The sequence below is a fragment of the Neobacillus sp. 114 genome, assembly GCF_030127045.1.
GTDB lineage: Bacteria > Bacillota > Bacilli > Bacillales > Cytobacillaceae > Neobacillus > Neobacillus rhizophilus.
This window is the reverse complement of record NZ_CP126144.1, coordinates 2,537,503-2,556,387: the sequence shown is the minus strand read 5'-3', so window position 1 is coordinate 2,556,387 and position 18,885 is coordinate 2,537,503. Positions and strand designations below refer to the sequence as shown.

At 37.4% G+C, this 18,885-nt stretch carries 14 protein-coding genes; 3 read left to right on the top strand and 11 right to left on the bottom strand.

Annotated elements, in window-relative coordinates; translation table 11 throughout:
* Position 1: 1 nt before the first annotated feature.
* Both fdrA and QNN06_RS12575 read right to left on the bottom strand, forming a co-directional pair.
* Positions 2-1,549 carry an acyl-CoA synthetase FdrA gene (gene fdrA / locus QNN06_RS12580; protein ID WP_213116037.1) on the bottom strand — a complete coding sequence of 516 codons (1,548 nt, stop codon included), beginning with the start codon at positions 1,547-1,549 and terminating at the stop codon, positions 2-4.
* Entirely contained in the window at positions 1,527-2,432 is a 906-nt protein-coding gene (locus tag QNN06_RS12575) for an oxamate carbamoyltransferase subunit AllH family protein (protein WP_213116038.1), read from the bottom strand. The genes fdrA and QNN06_RS12575 overlap by 23 nt, the downstream gene beginning before the upstream one ends.
* Before the next feature lie 253 nt (positions 2,433-2,685).
* Here QNN06_RS12575 and QNN06_RS12570 point away from each other — a divergent pair, with 253 nt between their 5' ends.
* Positions 2,686-4,395, top strand: a complete 1,710-nt coding sequence (locus QNN06_RS12570; protein WP_213116039.1) for a PucR family transcriptional regulator — start codon at positions 2,686-2,688, stop codon at positions 4,393-4,395.
* Positions 4,396-4,682: 287 nt separating this feature from the next.
* A complete protein-coding gene (locus tag QNN06_RS12565) occupies positions 4,683-5,990 on the top strand; it encodes a cytosine permease (protein ID WP_213116040.1) in 1,308 nt (435 codons plus the stop codon).
* Between the two features lie 147 nt (positions 5,991-6,137).
* On the opposite strand, the gene QNN06_RS12560 is transcribed toward QNN06_RS12565, so the two are convergent.
* From QNN06_RS12560 to QNN06_RS12535, 6 genes are all read right to left on the bottom strand, one after another.
* A complete protein-coding gene (locus QNN06_RS12560; protein WP_372447562.1) occupies positions 6,138-6,845 on the bottom strand; it encodes an ankyrin repeat domain-containing protein in 708 nt (235 codons plus the stop codon).
* 48 nt (positions 6,846-6,893) lie between these two features.
* Entirely contained in the window at positions 6,894-7,592 is a 699-nt protein-coding gene (locus tag QNN06_RS12555) for a response regulator transcription factor (protein WP_213116041.1), read from the bottom strand.
* A gap of 4 nt (positions 7,593-7,596) precedes the next feature.
* A complete protein-coding gene (locus QNN06_RS12550; protein ID WP_213116042.1) occupies positions 7,597-9,054 on the bottom strand; it encodes a sensor histidine kinase in 1,458 nt (485 codons plus the stop codon).
* A 125-nt stretch (positions 9,055-9,179) separates the two neighbouring features.
* The gene (locus QNN06_RS12545) at positions 9,180-10,175 is read right to left on the bottom strand and encodes a DUF4822 domain-containing protein (protein ID WP_217034098.1); all 996 of its coding nucleotides are present in this window, start codon (positions 10,173-10,175) and stop codon (positions 9,180-9,182) included.
* Between the two features lie 348 nt (positions 10,176-10,523).
* Positions 10,524-11,510 (bottom strand): cell division protein FtsZ, encoded by a 987-nt coding sequence (gene ftsZ, locus QNN06_RS12540; RefSeq protein ID WP_213116044.1) that lies wholly within the window; start codon positions 11,508-11,510, stop codon positions 10,524-10,526.
* A gap of 529 nt (positions 11,511-12,039) precedes the next feature.
* On the bottom strand, positions 12,040-13,218 hold the full coding sequence (locus QNN06_RS12535; protein WP_213116894.1) for an MFS transporter: 1,179 nt from the start codon (positions 13,216-13,218) through the stop codon (positions 12,040-12,042).
* A gap of 360 nt (positions 13,219-13,578) precedes the next feature.
* Here QNN06_RS12535 and QNN06_RS12530 point away from each other — a divergent pair, with 360 nt between their 5' ends.
* On the top strand, positions 13,579-14,451 hold the full coding sequence (locus tag QNN06_RS12530) for a LysR family transcriptional regulator (protein ID WP_213116045.1): 873 nt from the start codon (positions 13,579-13,581) through the stop codon (positions 14,449-14,451).
* Positions 14,452-14,629: 178 nt separating this feature from the next.
* Here the strand turns inward: QNN06_RS12530 and QNN06_RS12525 are convergent, their stop codons facing one another.
* The 3 genes from QNN06_RS12525 to QNN06_RS12515 all read right to left on the bottom strand — a co-directional run bounded on the left by QNN06_RS12525 (position 14,630) and on the right by QNN06_RS12515 (position 18,767).
* Complete coding sequence (locus QNN06_RS12525) at positions 14,630-15,850, bottom strand: amidohydrolase (protein WP_213116046.1); 1,221 nt, start codon at positions 15,848-15,850, stop codon at positions 14,630-14,632.
* A 17-nt stretch (positions 15,851-15,867) separates the two neighbouring features.
* Positions 15,868-17,106 (bottom strand): amidohydrolase family protein, encoded by a 1,239-nt coding sequence (locus tag QNN06_RS12520; protein WP_213116047.1) that lies wholly within the window; start codon positions 17,104-17,106, stop codon positions 15,868-15,870.
* Between the two features lie 83 nt (positions 17,107-17,189).
* Complete coding sequence (locus tag QNN06_RS12515; RefSeq protein WP_213116048.1) at positions 17,190-18,767, bottom strand: glutathione ABC transporter substrate-binding protein; 1,578 nt, start codon at positions 18,765-18,767, stop codon at positions 17,190-17,192.
* Positions 18,768-18,885: the final 118 nt, after the last annotated feature.

Sequence of the window (18,885 nt, the reverse complement as noted above, 5' to 3'; positions counted from 1 at the left end):
GCTATTCTCCTTTCACAACAAATTCTCTTGCTAATAAACCTGCGTTCTGGCTGCTGCTTGCATGAGTGACACCTGCAGCCAATAATTTATTGATTTGCTCTTCATAATCTTGCGGATCTAATTCTGTACCAAGAACATACCCAATAATCTCCAAATGTCTTCCTTCTTGTTCTGCCAGCAGTTTAGCTTCCATGATTGCAGGAAGGAATGCTCCAACCGGATCTTCGTGAGCACCGTAACCTAATACAAAGTCCATTACAATAACACCAACGGATGGATCTTTTGCTTCCTGCATAAATCTGTCAAGACGTGTAGAAGGATCAATCATTGGATGCGGCTTGCCTTGTGTATATTCGTCATCACCAAAGTCGATGAATGTATGCTCTTGACTTGTATAACGATCTTTTAAACGATACTCAGGATTTCTTGCGATATTGCTGTAAGCATTATCGAATTTCTCCATAGCTGCGTGCATTGCCTCATCGCAAAGTGTACCGCCGCTGAATAAACCGCGAATATATCTTTGCTCTGGCTTTAATTTAGTACGAACATCTTCAATTAACGGAATGTTTAATGCACGCTTATTAAGTTTGCTCTCATCTGCACCAGCAAGTAAAACCGCTTTAAGTGCTGCTTCTTTTGACATTTTGGCAAAATGACCGCCAGCTGCAGTAATTTTCTCCTCATCGCCGCCAATAAACCAAACGACAACAGGCTTTTTACATGTTTTAATTTTCGCTAGCACTTTTTCTTCCACACTTGGTGCAGGAGGCTTCGAAACAAGTACAATAACCTTTGTTTCCTCGTCATCTTCTAGCGCTTGGATTCCATCAAGCATCATGATTCCGCCAACTTCTTCTTTAAGGTCTCTTCCGCCGGTTCCAATCAACTGAGTGATCCCGCCGCCAAATTCATGGATACGAACACTTACTTCTTGGGACCCGGTACCTGATGCACCAACAATCCCGATATCTCCTTTTCTAACAGCATTTGCAAAGCAAAGGGCAGTATTTCCGATAATCGCTGTACCACAGTCAGGACCCATCATTAATAATCCTTTTTCATGCGCTAAATTCTTTAAAGCAATTTCGTCTTCGACGCTGACATTGTCACTGAACATCATGACATTCAGGTTATTTTCAAGAGCTTTTCTCGCTTCTCTAGCAGCGTAAGCCCCATTCACAGCAATAATCGCTAGATTTGCATCCGGATTATTTTCTACAGCTGAGGAAATAGTAGAGTATTTAATATCACTTTTTCCTTTTTTGCCTGAATCCCTTTTAGTAAATAATTCATTTATGCTCAAGAAAGCGTTTTCGAAGAGCTCCTCAGTTTCAGCTTTCACTACAATAATCAAATCACTTGCTCCGGCTTCCTCGACTTCCGGTGTCATTAAACCGACATTTTTCATTACCTCTTTGTTCATTTCAGTACCCATTGCGATAATCGCTTGTTCAACACCATCAATTTGATTCGCTTTAGTAGATAGCGACATTAATGATACCGAATCGAAATACGTGTTAGGTTTAATCAATGCTTGTACTAACATATACTTTTCCTCCTGCTTTTATATTGGCCTCCAATCCGCCGACAAGACCTAATGCGATGTCAGTACCGGATGAAGATCCGATGTTTAATACTTTATTTAAAGAGAGAAATAAGTCTGCTTCATTCTCACCGAGCAAGGCGTTGAGTAACAAAATGATAGACTCTCTCACTTTACCTGTGGATGCTTTCTGCAATGCCATCCAGCTAATGTCATTCGTTAAGGTTTTGGCCTTGCTAACGACATCTTCACAGAATGACCTTCTTCCATAGAATGGACCGTTCAACATACTAAAAGAGGTAAATAGCCCAACTAGAAAATCATCCCCTGATGGTGTGAGCCCTGGTCCTAGACCAATAATCGAAATGGCATGTTCTAAAGCAGATGACATTCGATCTTCCGCTAATTCGTCTAAAAGTAAATTAGTTCGCAGTTCGAGCATGCTGGACATTTTAGCTTCAAATAGGCTATTGGGTAATTCGTGTTTTTTTATTCCGCCACTTTTCCCATGAATGTCGATAAATTTCTTCAACTTTTTTAAATTTTGATTCAAAATTTCTTCATTCGAAGGATATCCGGGAACAACACTGACCCATTTATTAACGTTTTTAAAAGAAATGGCAAGCTTATTTCCAATGTGCAAAATATTCTTCTTAGTAAATACTTGATCATTTACTGCAATTTCCATCGGCCTAATATTATCAACATCGATAATTAAGGTATTGGGTCCATTATCTACGTTTCTGCAAGCAATGGTGTATAACTCACCATTTTGATGACATTTAATATTAAATGTCCGATTAAATGTACTATGAACACTTCCTGTGAATTTTGAGCTATTCAACTTCTGTAAAAATTCAACATCACCCGATACTGTTTTTAACACTTAAAGCACCTCATAAATCTGACTCAGGGAGCCTAATTTATAATTGGACAAAACTTGCCTCCTTTTAAATCATGAACTTATTCTTGAGAAAGCTTTATACAATTTTCATTTGACAAAGTATGAAGCTTACATGATTATTCTAGATATAATGCATAACACCGTCATCGTTTATAAAATCCAAAAAGCTATCTATTCAATTGTGCAACTTGCATAATGGATTGTGTTTAAATTTTGACAAAGGAGCGAGAGAAGTTTGCTTACGGTTAAAGAACTATTTAATATAAAAGCAATTGATGGCATAAAGATTGTTGCGGGAGAAAAAGGAATTAACAATGAAATTTCAATCGTAAATATTATTGAAAATCCCGATGCTTTCGACTGGCTTTCACCAAATGAATTGCTGCTATCGACTGGCTATATTTTCAAGGATAATGAGGAATTACAAAACAGAATCATTAAAGAGCTTGCTGAAATTAACTGTGCTGGACTGATCGTGAAAATGAAACGTTACTTCGATACACTTCCGAAAAATATGATTGATAAAGCGAATGAGTATGGTTTTCCGCTTATAGAGCTTCCCTATCAATACACCCTTTCAAGGGTCATTTCGATTATCAATGAGAAAGCATCAGGCAGGTATGATTTATTAAATAGAAAAACTTTGGATATGCATAGTTTGTTCTTCAGAATTACACTTGAAGGCGGAGGAATTGAGCGGATTTCCTCCATGTTGTCAGAGACAATTGGTAATCCGGTAATCATAGTCGATCAAGATTGGAAGCTGGTGAACGCAATTGAGCACATCAACAACAAAGTACCGCTTTCGTATTGTTTTGATTTAATTAAAAATAGACCTTCCTTTCCTAAAGAGTTCATAGACGCTATACCTGAAGATATAAGTGATATGAAAAAATCAATTAAAAGAATATTCCGTTTAGAGGATATAGAAATAAAATGCCGTATTCTGCCCATAGCTGCAGCAAGCAATATTTACGGGTATATCATCGTTTGGGAAACTGTACGTGAGTTAACCGAGTTTGACTTTATCATTTTGGAACAAGCATCAACGAACATTGCCTTAGAAAGAATTAAAGCGAAGGAAATTGAGGAAGTGAAGTTAAAAATTAGGCAGGACTTTTTTGATGATTTGCTCACTGGAAAAATCACCTCAACTGAATCCATTCAGACTTTAAGTGAAATGCATGGATTAAATTCACAATATAAGTACCATAGTATGGTGATTAATATAGATTCCAATGATCAGAATCAATTTGAGGATTTGGTCGCTAGAAGGGTTCAAGTGGAGAACAGATCAAAAAAATGCGTGGATTTAGTTTATGAGCATTCTAATTATTCAAATGGAGAAGTTACCTGCTTTCACCGTAATAACCGAATTATTATTTTGATTGGACAGCACGAAAATAGAGCACCCATTTCCGTAAATGAAGCGAAACAATATGGCCAAAAAATTTACGATGTTCTAGGAAAATATATTAAAAATTCGACTTTCTTAATTGGAATTGGCAGACAGTATGAAAGAATACAGTCCCTGCATAAGAGCTTCTCTGAAGCCAATGAATCCATAAGACTAATGCAAAAGTTCGATGACCGTGGGGGTATCTCGCATTTTGAAGACCATAGCATCTATCACTTTTTGGATTCAAACGTAAAAGATATGGAGCTGGAAGACTTCTTCATGAAACGGCTCGGGAAAATATATGAGCATGATAAATTCCATGGTACCGGCTATATTAATACCTTAGAGAATTATTTTCACAATAACCTTAATATTAGTGAAACTGCGAAAGCAATGTTTTTGCACCGTAATACTCTCATATATAGAATTGAAAAAATTAAAGAAATCTTGAACAGTGATTTAAAAAATGCAGAAGAACTGCTTCAAATCCAATTAGCATTAAAAATATACAGACTGCTAAACAAAAAACTTCAAATAGATTCATAAAAAAGTATTAAACTCAATCCCTGCTGTGCAAGCAGAATTTATACTCCTTGCACAGCAGGGATTATTTTTTTTATTTTGCATGCAACTTCAAAGTTCTTTCACAAACCTTTGTACGGAATGCATAAGCGTTATCGTAGTTTTTTAGTTGCTATATCCAAAGACCGTTAAAATTTTCCACTTTAAAATAAGAATAAGGATCCTATAGAAAGCGCTTTAAAAAAGTAAAGGCGGTGGGAATAACACAATCAAATAAATATACCAACATTAAAATTGTTAGGAGGAAATGTATGTCTACTAATAATATGGATAATAATCTTTTGGATCCAGAGTTTGAAACCACTCCTGTACCAAAAGAATATAGAAAATCACTGGCTTCCGTTGCAGCCGTTTGGTTTGGATTTCCAATGGTTTTAACAAGTGCTGTAATTGGCGGCGTAATTACTGCCATGCTTGGATTCAAAGTGGGTGTTACCGCAATTCTGACCGGAAACTTGCTTTTATGCCTGATTGTCGGCTCATTAAGTTATTTGGCAGGAAAAACTGGAGAAAACTTTGCAATGGCCGCCCAGAAAACCTTTGGACGGCTTGGGTATATAGCTGTTTCAGGATTACTTTCAACAGTTGTTGTTGGTTGGTTTGCCTTGATGACAGGCCTTACAGGGGATACCATGGCCCGTTCATTTGGTGCTCCGATGTTGTTAATGACCTTGCTAGGTGGAGTTCTTTATGTAGCCGCAACGTTTATTGGAATTAAAGCGTTAACCATATTAGGATGGATTGCGGCACCGCTATATCTCATTTTGGGCTTTGTTGCAATAGGTTTCTCGATTAAAACGGGAAATCCAGATATTTTTAATTTTGAACCAATTGCCGGTGCGGGCCTAATGTCATTTGGCGCTGCAGTCACCTTGGTATTTGCGACTTTCGCTGATTCCGGCACGATGACCGCTGACTTTACGCGATGGTCCAAAAATGGGCGTGAAGGATTTTTAGCTGCATTTACAGCCTTTCCATTTGGGAAGTTCATTGCCGAAGTGGTTGGTGCAATTATCGTTGCGACAGGTGTCATTCAAAACCCTGTAACGAACGGCGGGGACTTTATGCCAATTTTATCTGGACAAGGACCGCTGCTTTCCATGTTGTCTATCATATTCGTGTTTATTAATCTGGGAGTTGGATGTACACACTGTTTATATAATGGAGCCGTCGGTTTTTCCCATATGACCGGAAAAAGTATGAGATTGCTGACAATTATTCTGGGGATTATTGGAATAATTGCAGCTGTTTCCGGGATTTGGAGCGCCTTCCAAAGCTGGCTGGAGCTTTTAGGCTTAATTGTTCCACCAATCGCTACAATCATCATCATGGACCAACTAATCCTCCGCAGGAACCAAGCTGTTGATTCGGCTAAATGGAAACCGCTGGCGTTTGTAGCATGGGGAATGGCAGCCATAGTTGCACTGATGGTCAATTTCTCCGCTCCACAGCTTTCCGTTGTGGCATTCGGTATAGGTTCAGCTGCATTGTTCTACTACGTTGGCAGCCTTTTGGTGAAATCCAAGAATTTAGAAAGTGCAAAAAAGAATGCTGTCTAGGTAATTATACGTGATTGCACACTAAAGAGAATTAGCCTCTATACTGAGATAATTTTAAATATTATTTATTTTTAAAAAACGGCGAGGACTTTTTAAAAAAAGTCTCGCCTTTTTTGTAGATGAGTATTCTCAAAAACTAATGTCTTTCTACCGTTTTGCACCCGCTTGCAGGAGAATTTTTTCAATTTCAGAAAAATTTCTTTCTTTTGCATGTTGAAGAGGTGTGACACCATCAGAATCCGGTATGTTTACATCAGCCCCATGTTCTATTAATAGCTTAATGGTTTCCTGCTGTTTCCTTCCCCCGTCTTTAAGTACAATAGCTTCCATTAATGCTGTCCATCCTAAATTATTCACATGATTAACATTTATTTCTGTATTTTCTAGGAGTTCTTTCACAACTTCAACAAATCCGTGCTCTGAGGCTGGGATTAAAGCTGTGCCGCCGTACCGATTAAGGAGTTTGGGGTTTGCGCCTGCTTCGATTGTCAGTTGCAATATTTCAATATACCCTTCTGCTCCAGCATAAAGGAAGGGATTATTTTTCATTTTATCCTGAATATTAACATCAGCCCCCTTTTCAATTAAGGCTTTGGCTGTTTCAACATCATTAGCATAGGCAGCAATCATGATTGCTGTCCTTCCCAAACCATCCTGGCTATTTATATTTACTCCCTTATTTATTAAGTTATTAATCTCGGCTATATTCCCCTTTTCTACAGCTTTAAAAAATTGTTCTTTCATACTATCCGCCTCTACAATCTGATTTTCATTTGAACTTTCCAATATTATTGGGTTTTGACAACCTACTAAAAAAAATAACATTATACAAATAGATCGTTTTATAAGTATCATAATCAAATCCTATCAAATTTTTCTAAAAAAATTAAAGTCATCCTTCGATTAAACCGACATCATATATCCCGCACCCCAAACTGTTTCAATAAATTGAGGATTCGAGGGATCATTTTCGATTTTTCCGCGAATCTTCCTGATATGAACCGTGATAGTGGTAATATCCCCAGATGAATCCAATCCCCAAATGCTTTCGAAGAGATCTTCTTTACTAAAGACCCGGTTTGGGTGCTGAGCTAAGAAAAGTAATAAGTCGAATTCTTTTGCAGTTAAAGAGATCTTTTGATTATTCACATAAACCTTTCGCGCCATTTCATCAATGACAAGCCCTCGGATTCTTATTTCCTTTTTGGCTGTATCCATATTTCCTATTAAACGCTCATAACGTGCCAAATGGGCCTTTACCCTGGCAACTAGCTCACTTGGACTGAAAGGTTTAATAATATAATCATCGGCACCAAGCCCCAGGCCTCTTATTTTATCAATATCTTCTTTCTTGGCCGAGACAATTAAGATGGGGATATTCTTTACAGCTCTTACTTGTTTACAAATTTCGAACCCATCCACCTCTGGAAGCATGATATCGATAATTAATAAGTCATACTCTTTATTTAGTGCACGTTTTAATCCTTCCTTGCCTGAGGTTTGTAATTCAACATCATATCCATTAATCTCAAGGTAGTCTTGTTGCAATTCCCCAATATCAAGATCATCTTCAATGATTAAAATTTTTTTCAATGTACTCACCACTCTAAATTGACTTCTTCAACGTAAAAAAGATACTCGTTCCTACCCCTATTTGACTTTCCACCCAAATATCTCCGTCATGCTCCGTAATAATCTGCTTTGCAATCGCAAGTCCAAGTCCGCTCCCGCCAGTTGATTTATTTCTTGAGGTATCTACACGATAAAAACGGTCAAAAATATATGGAAGAGACTGCTCCTCGATTCCGGAACCATTATCACGGACTTCAATTTCAACAAAATCTGCTTCTTCATTTATATTAATACATATATTTTTTTCTGACTTTTTCATATGCTTTACGGAGTTATTAATGATATTTGTCATTACCCGCCTTAATTTATCACGGTCGGCAATCACCTTCACTTCATTTTTCGTCCTATTTTCAACATTAACTTGAATACCTTTTTCCTCTAAATCAAAACTTGCTTCCTCAACAAAATTTATGATAAAACGGTTAATTTCAATGCCTTCGAAGTAAAATGGCAGCTTCTTTAAATCTAATTTAGAAAAAAGGAATAAATCATCAATTAGTTGATCCATATCTGTCGCTTTTCGTTTGATTGTTGAGAGGTATTTCTCCATTTTCCCTTGCGAATCTGCAACTCCATCCTGTATTCCTTCAATATAACCTTTGATAGCCGTTATTGGAGTTTTTAAATCATGTGAGATATTGGAAATTAACTCCTTTCTGCTTTCTTCATATTGAAGCTGAAGCTCTATTGAATCCTTAAGTTTTTTCCTCATTTTGTCAAATTCATAACTAAGTTGACCAATTTCATCCTGCCTCGCATGATCAATCTTCACGTTTAAATTACCTTCACCCATTTGTTCTGTTGCAGTTTTCAAAGAAAATAATGGCTTAATAATACTCCTAGAGACAAAATAACTTAATAAACCATTTACAAGAATTAAAGAAAGAAAAAGTGCCCCAAATATTAATGGAAATAAGCTTCTTGACAGTTCAACAAAAGGACTAACTTCCCTCATAATGATAACACTGCCTTCTTCCTGATCCGGAAAATAAAAATCGAACTTTACATATAAAAAAAATTGATGATCTATACTGATCGTTTCTCGTACTTTAATATTTTCCGGTTCAAAAGAAGGAAGTTTTTTTTCATCCTTTATAGAATTTAAAATTTTTGATGAGTGGACAATTTTTTTTCCTTTACGGATGATTAATCCAGAGGATACTGGATCTAACTTTTGATCAAATTGTTTAAGTGTGGTTTCATTTAATAATTGATTTGGTTGTTTTTTCGCTAAATATTTAACATCTAGAAATACATTTTCCTCTGGTTTTGTTAATGGCTTAAGCGCGTATTGACGTGTATACAAATCTTTAATACTTCGAATATCCCCTGTAATTGCCACTGGAATCAACAAGGCGCTTATTAAGAAAAGTACTAGCGTCACGATTAGCATCGTTGTATGTGAAATTAATAATCGCCACCGAATAGACATGAGAGTGCCTCCTGCCGAGGTACAGTTTTTTTAACTTTACCGTAAAGGAAACAAGGTTGTCACCTTTTGTAGACAACCTTGTTTTTAATTCATTTATTTCCCACCCATTTGTATATTAACTGCTTTTAAAAACTAAATTTTGGTTTAAAATCACCTTTATAAGGTTCATGTTCAACGAATATAGTTATGTCCTTGCCATCTTTGTCCTTACCAATTCTTTTATAAGTAAATTTATTTTTATTAAGCTCTGTAAGTTCAAGAGCAGCACCATACTTATTAGCTCCAATTGAAACATGGGCTCTTATCTTATTTCCGTGTACCACATCGAAGTATCCATAATCACCCCGGCTTTTGCCAGTTTCTTCATTGAAAAACTCATATTTATTTGTCTTATCATCAAATTTTGCCAGACTTATAAACATCGAATTATATTGTGTTACATCATTGCCGTTTTCATCCAATACCTTTGTTCCGTGCCATAGGGTGCTGCCTAAAATTTTATCTCCATCAATGTTTTTAACAATATCTCCTGTAGTAGTATCCAACAGCTTGTCCGGATCAGTAAAAGACAGCTCTTTGTCTTTATATGGAACATGTTCAACGAATACTTCTACTTCATTGCCATTAGCATCTTTTCCCATTCTTTTATAAGTAAAAACATCTTTATTTAGTTTTGTCATATCAACAACTGCTTGGTACTTCATTGATTCTGAAATTAAAATTCTCTTCTTCCCATCATTTGTGATAAAGAAAGTTCCTTTATCCCCACGACTGTTACCCGTTTTAGCATCAAAAAATTCATATCTGCCTGTTTTAGCATCATATTTTGCAAGGCCAATGAAATTTGTATTCTCTTTTGTTAAGTCATTATTATTTTTGTCGTATACTCTTGTACCTTGCCAATTTGTGCTGCTAAGAATATTAGCCATTTCCTGACCTTTAGTCATTTTATTTTCAGATTGGTGTTTTTTATTTGAATCTTGAGCTTTATTTGTTTTCGTTTGTTCTGTTTTTGTTGCATTCTTTTGTTCACTTGCGTTGACCTGCATACTTGTGCCCCACGCTGTTAATGCTAATGTCAATCCGAGTAAAGGTGTTAATATTTTTGTTTTCTTGATCATTTTTTCATCCCCTAATTCAATAACATTATTTACTGGTCCTAAAAGGTATTGTTTCATTTGTATTCTTGATTTTTGACTTCGTCGACGTACATTGATTGTACCTTACAGAACTTAACTCCTCGTATAAAAACCATTATCAAATTCTTAACTTTTTAGTTTGATATCTTAAACTCAAATTCATTGCAACCTGTCTCGAGCACTTTCCCTTGCTGCAGGCTTCTGGAATACATTAAAAAAGGATGAAATAGTTTAGAACCCTTCAAAAATTATTTTGAGGGGATCCTATACAAATGGTTTATCGCATTATCCCATTACCCATGGAGGAAATGGTTTTTCCATTCCTGTAATTTAAGTGCTGGAAGACATTACTAATGGAAGCTCCTGATCATGAAAGCCAGTAGCAATGATGGTTACTATAATCTCATCTTTTAAGTGTTCGTTAATAACAGAACCGAAAATCATATTTAACTCGGAGCTTGCCGTAGAAGTAACAATGTTTGCCGCCTCTTGTACTTCGTAAAGACTTAAATTTGTGCCCCCTGTGACTTTCATTAGCACACCTTGAACTCCATCGATAGAAGTACCAAGTAACGGGCTGGAAATAGCTCTCTTTGCAGCTTCAGCAGCGCGGTCTTTACCTGTTGCGATGCCAATTCCTATTAAGGCAGTTCCTTTATTGGACATGATTGTTTGTACATCAGCAAAATCAATGTTGATTAAACCAGGTACAGCTATTAAATCGGAAATACCTTGGATACTTTGACGAAGAAGATTATCCACTTCACGAAATGCCTCAACTATGGGTGTATTTTTATGTATAGTCTCTAATAATCGATCGTTTGGAATAACAATTAATGTGTCCACTGCTTTCTTCATTAAGGCGATTCCGCTTTCTGCTTGTTTTGCACGTTTACGGCCCTCAAACGAAAATGGAAGTGTTACAACTCCAATGGTCAGAATGCCCAGATCACGGGCAATTTGAGCAATAGCAGGGGCAGCACCCGTTCCTGTACCGCCGCCCATACCAGCTGTAATAAATACCATGTCTGTGCCTTTTAATACTTCTTGGATCTTCCCTTGGCTTTCTTTTACTGCTTTTTTACCTACTTCTGGATTTGCCCCTGATCCTAATCCTTTTGTCAATGTTTCACCGATTTGTATCTTGATCTCAGCGTTTAATAATTTAAGAACTTGTGCATCTGTATTAACAGCAATAAATTCTACACCCTGAACTCCATGCTCGATCATACGGTTAACAGCGTTATTCCCCCCACCGCCAACGCCGATTACTTTAATGTTGACTAATGAGTTTACTTTTGTAACAAACTCCATCATATGTTCCTCCTAGTTCATCGAATTACCCTTTTTTAAACTATTCATTCAAATATCAGAATCTTATTCTTTATTCAAAAAGTCGGTTCTTGCTTTTATTTAGATCCAGCTAAAGAAAAAGACATTGTCGCTAGCAGTCCCGTAAAGGAAGATGCTAACGACAATGCCTTTCATTGAATCCTGCCACTCTTTAAAAAAAGCCGGAAGGATTCGACACCCAAAAAAGGGAATCCCTACTTCTGATTACAAGGTACTTTCGCCCTTAAATCGATAGACAATTTATTACAATTTAAATACATATAGTTCTATGCTAACATAGGAAAAACTTTAAGAAAAATATAAAAAAATTAAGTTTTACTTAAGTTTTGCATATAAGTAACCAATAAGATGTAATCACAATCTCTTCATTTGCTTTCCTATAAAGCAAAACCGCATTTTCCATGGAAAATGCGGCTATTCTATAAAAACAATTTTTAATGATAGGATATGTTTCATTCCCTTTGTTACGGATGTAGTAATTTAGTAAATATTTCTATAAAGCTTGATCATTTAATCTTTTATTTTCTGTAGGGCTTTCTCCATTCTTACTTCCAACCCACTTAACGGAAACAAAGCTGCTAACCAGTAACACAAATGCTCCGAATAGATAAGGCAGGTTGATATGAATATCGAATAACCACCCCGCAAGCACTGGCCCAAAAATTTGTCCGAGACCCATATAGGCATTGTTCAACCCTGCTACAAATCCTTGTTCATTTCCAGCTTCCTTCGAAAGCAGCGTGTTAATCGTCGGCCGCAATATGTTATTAAATGTAAAAAACAACATCGTAATGACCATTACATAAAAGAAATTGCCCGAGAATAGCAAGAACACAAGAGATATTGCCGATAGCAAGAGCATGCTGCTAATAATTGGCTTTTCCCCAAATCTTTGTGTAAGCCGGTTAGTCAGCATCACTTGGTTGAATGTACCGATCAAGGAACAAACCATGAACAAGATGGAAATTTCTCTAGTTGTAAATCCATAGCTCTGGGTAACGAACAACGGGTATATCGCCTCAAAGTGAGTAAGTCCGAATGTAAGAGCGAATATCATTAACAATAGAGTAAAATAGCGAGATTTAACCGATTGTGCAAGCTGACGAAAAATATTTTCCTTCTTTGGTTTCGATTTCAGATGCATGTGACGGGCCTCTACAGATTGGGATTCCGGTAAAAATGGCAAACAACAGATCACCGACAATAGACCAATACTTGCAGACCCGAAGAAAGGAGCCCTAGTTCCAAACTCAGCAAGCAATCCTCCCAAACCCGGACCAATAATAAAACCGGATGACATCGAAGCGCCTAGAAATGACATCGCTCTAGGCCTCTGTTCTTCTGTCGTGATATCCACAACATAAGCCATAATGGAGGGAACCAAGGCAGCAGAACCCATACCGCCAATTAATCGTGAAACAAGAAAAAGCGAGAAATGATCTGCAACAGCAGCCAGTAAGTTGGAAATGACGAATAAGCACAGTCCAACGACGATCATCGGCTTGCGTCCGTATTTGTCTGAGAATTCGCCAGCAATTGGCGAGAACAAAAACTGCGTCAAACCGAAGGCGGATACTAAATATCCCGCTGCTTTTCCGCCGGCTCCGAATTCTTTTAGCAGTTCAGGCAGAATCGGAATAACAAGACCAATGCCAAGCATCGCAAGAAACATATATGTCAGTAAAAGTGGAAATGCAGATTTTTTTGGCACGGATTTTTCTCCTCTTTTGCTCGAAAAAATAATATTTGATTCTTCATGAAAATGGTGTATACAGAATGCTTATTTTGAATCCTGTGTCATGTAAGTGGAATCGTCTGTAATGGTTTCATCAGAGGATAGCATCATAACGGGTACAAATACGGAATGTTACCATTTATTGATCGAGGACGGAAAAATTGCGGAGATCAGATATCACTAGTAATCCTTTTCCTACCTGATAGAAATATGCTAACATGGGAACAACCATATTAAAAATATAAAAAAAATAAATTTTACTTAAGTTTTTCATATAATACAAGGAGTGTTTTAGCGTTGGACATAAGACAGCTGCGATATTTTATAGCCATTGTTGAGGAAAGAAAAATTTCTGCTGCCGCAGTAAGACTTCATATCTCTCAACCCCCTTTAAGTCAACATTTAAAAACAATGGAAGAGGAACTAGGCTCAAAATTAGTAGAGAGAAATGGAAAATTTTTTGAATTAACCGAAGCGGGGAAAGCCTTATATAAATACGCTTTGCGAGTGACCCAGTTAATGGAAGAAGCCAAAATGGAAGTGAAGGAAGTAGGAAATGGGACAAAAGGGAGACTATCGTTAGGAATCAATACATTTTCTGTTGTCGAATTACCTGAAATACTCCATCAGTTTCAAAAACTATACCCAAATGTTACATATAAAATTCAACAAAATGAATCCTCTCATCTTTGTAAGCTAGTCAAAGACCGGGTGGTGGAGCTGGCAATCATTCGAATGCCGCTCAATTTAGATGATTTTTCAGTTCTTCACCTTCAAACAGAACCATTTTATTTTATAACATCAAAAAAACAGAAACCGTTAGTTCATGAGGTCTCATTTGGAGAGCTTCAAAACTACCCGCTCATTTTACCAAGTACGGAAGGATTAGGTGTGCATTATTTAATTTTGGAGGCATTTTCTCGGTACGAAAAACATCCTAACATTGTTGGTGAGTGTTCAGACATTACTCTATTGATGGATTTGGTCTCATCTGGTTTTGGTGCATCCATTGTTCCAGAAACCATGCTTAAACTGCATAAAGGATATCCAATACAATCATACCAAATTCCAAGTTCTAAGCTGTCCTCCTCTGTCGGATTAATATGGCTGAAAAATCATTACTTATCAAAGACAGCTCAAAACTTTGTAAATTTATTAAAAAAGAGGTAAAATTTTAAATTTTTAAATTTTTTTCTCCTATATATGTGAGACGATTAAATGAAAACTCGCCGATTGGCAAGTCCGATAAGACGAAGATTGAGGCGTAGTTGAATTCAACTAACTTATTAGCAAAAAAAAGCCCATTTTCTGGGCTTCTTCTTTTTGAGAATATTATCATCCTGAATGATTAAATTTGTCCCGAGACCACTTTCCCTCTAAAAATAACAGCCTCCCGTTTCGGAGTTCTTGCAACCGCTTCAGCCGTACAAGATACATTAACAAGTACAAGGTTGGCCTCGTCTCCTTCAAGCGGCCAAGCCACTTCCCCATCTTTCGTTAATGGTGTTGGTCCGCCTGTTGCGTATTTTAACGATTGAGACAGGGACAGTTCATCGCTTTTGCGATATAACTCACCATAGCGAGTCACCTTTTCCAGTACATCACCTGTTCCAAACGGTCCCCATGAATCATAAAAACCATCACAGCCTAAATAGACATTAACCCCTTTTCGGTCTAATAAATCAATTGGAGGGAGCGTTCTGTTGATTGGAATCGTGGACATGATCGACATCCCTAAATTGCTAAGCTTTTCAGCAATCTCTTCCTGCTGTGGAATCGGCACGTCCCCTAAACTAAAGGCATGACTGACGGTTGCACGATTATGCCATTTTGCCTCTTCAACCAATTCAGCTAATTTATCTACCGTATAATAGCCAACATGACCGCCGTCATGCAAATGTATATCCACGTCAGCATCAAATTCTGTTGCTAGGTTCATTACTTCATATAAAGATTTTTCTATGTTACGGTCAATACCTGCTGGGTCAAGCCCGCCAACAATATTTGCACCATTTCTCATGGCTTCCTTCATTAAGGAAATAACGTTGTCCCTTAAAAGTCCATGCTGTGGAAAGGCAACAATTTCATAGGTTAATTTATCGGAATAATCTTCTAGCGCTGCTTTCACGCCTTCCAAATTTTTCAATCCGATGTAGGGATCAATATTCACATGAGTCCGGATATGCGTAGAACCTTGGCAAAGAAGTAGCTCAATCATCGCACTAGCCCTCTGCTTGGTCGTTGAAGCCAAATGCTCCAGTTCCATAGCTTCCAGCCGTAATCGTTCTGTTAAATTTTTTGCTGGAATGGGAGCCTTCCAGTTGAGAGATAAATAGGTTTTATCAAGGTGATTATGCATCTCCTTAAAGGTTGGAATCGCTAATAAACCTTTTCCATCTATTTTTATTTCCCCGGATGGGATGACAAAAGTAGCGTCTTTTTTCTCAACAAATTTCCCATCCTCTATTTTCAAATGGAAGAGTGATGTTTTTGTTTCGTAGTCACCTTTCTCATCCTGTTGATAGCCAGTTTCTAATCGAACGTTTGTTAACCAATATGGAGCAGACATCTTCATTTCCCCCTCGTTTACACTCTTACTTCATTTGTTTCCGTTAGCTTACTTTCGACCTTTTTCCCTTTAAAAAATAGTGCTTCTACAGTGGCCCGCCTTGCGATTGCTTCTGCTGAACAAGATGCATTTACAAACATCATGGTTGCGTCATCGCCAACCTTTGGCCAGACACGTTCGCCTCTTTCATTTAGAGGCGTCACTCCGCCAGTACCATATTTTAGGACAGTTGATAAAGAGTATTCATCACTCAATCGGAACCTCTCAGCAAGGGTTCCAAGCTTTTGAATAGTATTTCCAGTGCCAAATGGAGACCAGTGGTCCGTGATGCTATCATGGCCTACGGAAACCGGAACACCCAATTTATCAAGAGTCGGAATTGGTATAGTAGGACGATTAACCGGTACAGTTGTTGTCACATCAAGCTCTTGTTCTCTTAAAATAGCCGCCATTTCAACGAGTGCTTCCCCCGATAAATCGCCTAGTGCTATCCCATGACTGATGGTTGCTTTTCCCTTTAACCCGGCTTGCTCCGTATAGTAAGCCATTCTTTCAAAAGTAAATGCACCTAATGTGTTAGGATCATGAAGGTGAATATCGACACCCTTATCGTTTTCAACAGCAATTTCAAAAATCGTCGCCAATGATTTTTCAATATTTCTATCAACCGTTGCCGGGTCAACACCCCCTACGAGGGTAGCTCCATTTTTCATCGCATCGCGAATTAATTGAACAGAATCACTCCTAAGGAGTCCATGCTGCGGGAAGGCGACGATTTCATAGGTTAGGACATCCTCATATTTTTTCAAAGCATTCACAGTTGCTTCCAAATTTTTTAATCCTATGACCGGATCGACGTTACAATGGGTGCGGATATGGGTATGCCCATTCCGAATATATAATTCAATCATTTTTTCAGCGCGTTCCTGTGCAGTTGGTAAAAGCTTTGGCAAAAGCACCTTTTCTTCTTCTAATCTGGTAAAGATCCCTTTTGTGATTGGAGTACACGCTTTCCAAGGTCCGCCATAATAGGTTTTATCAATGTGAATATGCATATCTCGTAAGGATGGCAGTAATAGCTGCTGCTTCGCATCAACCTGCTTTTCACCCAAGTTAGGCAATTCACTAGTGATTTCGGTGATTTTGCCTCCTTCAATTTTCAAATGGCAAATTTCTGTTTCAGTAGCGGCAATACGTTCATTTTCATATTTGAAGCCTTTTTCTAAACGAACATTTGTTAACCAAAAAGTCGTCATTTCATTTCCTCCTATGAAAAAAAATTAGGAAAAGCACTTTTGTAAAAAAGTACTTTTCCTTCATCAACATTCAATCAAGCTTTTTACTTAATAACTACATCATCAATCATTAGGTAGTTTGAAGCGTTTAACCAATACCCACTTACATTTTTATTACTTACTGCTAAGTACTCGTAATTGCGGATTGGAATATAAACTGCATCGTCAATTTCTTTTTGCATAACTTCTTCATACAGTTTTAAGCGTGTTTTCTCATCAGTTTCTCTACGCGCATCTTCAATCAATTTGTCTACTTCAGGATTACTATAGTAGAAATGGTTCCCTGCAGGACCTTGTGAAGAAGTATGGAATAAGTTGTATTGGTTATAATCTCCATCGCCAGTGGCATTTCCCCATCCGTTGATGACCATTTCATGTTGTCCCTTATTAAGAGTTTCAATAAATGCGCCATATTCCATCACTTGAATCTTCACATTTACCCCAATCCCTTTTAACTGAGATTGAATAACTTCAGCCATATTTATACGTTCTTTACGATCGCTGGTAACTAAGGTAATCTCTAACCCTTTTTCATAGCCTGCTTCTTTTAACAATTTTTTGGCTTCATTTAAATCATAATCATACGGCTTTACCTTGTCGCTATAACCGAACACTTTAGGGCTCATGGCCACGTTAGCAAGGGTCCCCACATTATTATAAACACCTTTAATGATGGCTTCTCTTTCAATCGCATGGCTGATTGCTTTACGGACTCTTACATCATCAAATGGTTTTTTCTTTACGTTAAAGCCGAGGAATTCAACAGCAAGTCCTTCAGTGCGATAAAGCTCCATTGTATCAGAAGCTTCAATCCGTTCAATTTCAGTGACAGGGACTTGATCGTTGATATGCGCTTCGCCCGTTTCAATCATGGCTAGACGAGTTGCATCTTCTGGAACAACTTTAAATACTACCCCATCGATATTTGGTTTTTTCCCCCAGTAATTTTCATTTTTCACAAGTGAAATTTCTTGGCCGCTTTTCCATTCTTTAAAAACAAACGGGCCAGTTCCAACTGGATGTTCAGCTAATTTTTCTGGATTTTCAGCCAATGCTTTTGGACTAATGATGCTTCCTTCTTGGCTCGCTAATATAGATAGAAGTGGGGCATATGGATAGTCAAGCAAGAATTGAACGGTATAATCATCAACAATTTTTACTTCTTTAATCATGGCAAATTTCGTACGCTGTGGCGACCCCGTTTTTGGATCTAATAAACGATCAAATGTTGCCTTCACAGCTTCTGCATTAAATGATGCTCCATCATGGAATTTAACACCTTCTCTTAATTTAAATTCCCAAGTTGTATCATTTACGACCTTCCATTCTTTTGCTAACAGTGGTTGAATTTTAAAATCTTTGTCTGGTACAACCAGTCCCTGATATACCTTTTGATAAACAACATTAGCAGAAGGAATATCGGTTATAAAATGTGGGTCTAATTTCGTTGCATCAGAAAGACGAACTACAGTAAGTATTCCACCTTTTTTAACTTCATTTTTCTTCCCTGCTGTTTCGTTGGTATTAGCTGATTTCGTTGAACAAGCTTGAGCAAACAGCAGCATTAATCCTATTAAAACAAATAGAATGCCATTTTTAATGGTGCGACTTTTTTTCTCCATATCTCTTTCCCCTTTATGATGTTATTTAAATTCTATATCTAAGCTGTATCCGTTTTTTCACCTGCCTCTAAATTTGCTTATCTGCATTATAGAAGATGATGATTTGAAATATTTACAG

Excerpts from the sequence above, each read along its gene's own strand:
- QNN06_RS12545 (WP_217034098.1), bottom strand. The coding sequence starts at position 10,175 with ATGATCAAGAAAACAAAAATATTAACACCTTTACTCGGATTGACATTA.
- fdrA (WP_213116037.1), bottom strand. The coding sequence starts at position 1,549 with ATGTTAGTACAAGCATTGATTAAACCTAACACGTATTTCGATTCGGTA.
- QNN06_RS12535 (WP_213116894.1), bottom strand. The coding sequence starts at position 13,218 with ATGTTTCTTGCGATGCTTGGCATTGGTCTTGTTATTCCGATTCTGCCT.
- QNN06_RS12525 (WP_213116046.1), bottom strand. The coding sequence starts at position 15,850 with ATGTCTGCTCCATATTGGTTAACAAACGTTCGATTAGAAACTGGCTAT.
- QNN06_RS12520 (WP_213116047.1), bottom strand. The coding sequence starts at position 17,106 with ATGACGACTTTTTGGTTAACAAATGTTCGTTTAGAAAAAGGCTTCAAA.
- ftsZ (WP_213116044.1), bottom strand. The coding sequence starts at position 11,510 with ATGATGGAGTTTGTTACAAAAGTAAACTCATTAGTCAACATTAAAGTA.
- QNN06_RS12550 (WP_213116042.1), bottom strand. The coding sequence starts at position 9,054 with ATGTCTATTCGGTGGCGATTATTAATTTCACATACAACGATGCTAATC.
- QNN06_RS12515 (WP_213116048.1), bottom strand. The coding sequence starts at position 18,767 with ATGGAGAAAAAAAGTCGCACCATTAAAAATGGCATTCTATTTGTTTTA.
- QNN06_RS12565 (WP_213116040.1), top strand. The coding sequence starts at position 4,683 with ATGTCTACTAATAATATGGATAATAATCTTTTGGATCCAGAGTTTGAA.
- QNN06_RS12560 (WP_372447562.1), bottom strand. The coding sequence starts at position 6,845 with ATGATACTTATAAAACGATCTATTTGTATAATGTTATTTTTTTTAGTA.